The sequence below is a fragment of the Monashia sp. HAY1-5C genome, assembly GCF_056755255.1.
Genome location: NZ_JBPGXG010000342.1, coordinates 1 through 276, shown reverse-complemented (window position 1 = coordinate 276; position 276 = coordinate 1). Strand labels below are relative to the sequence as shown.

Genomic DNA, 276 nt, shown 5'->3' with positions numbered 1-276 from the left:
CGTCGGCTCCATGCGCTGTTCGAAGGCACCACGAGCCTTTTGTCCCGCCTTGGCGGCGAAGAATTCGCCATTCTGTTCAATGAAATGGATTCGCGCGCGGCAACCATGCTTTGCGACGAGGTGCGTATCGATCTCGCCGGTTTGAAGGTCAGCGCGGATGATGAGGAATTATCCGTTACCGTATCGATCGGCGTCGCCGAGATCGCCGGCTACGAATCCTTCGACAACTATCTCAACGCGGCCGACCAGTTTCTCTACATGGCCAAGCATAACGGC

General features: G+C 56.9%; 1 protein-coding gene. It reads left to right on the top strand.

Annotated elements, in window-relative coordinates; all coding sequences use genetic code 11:
- Positions 1-276 (top strand): diguanylate cyclase domain-containing protein (locus ACR9ZK_RS21945; protein ID WP_481344069.1); only part of this gene is annotated, 276 nt, incomplete at both ends.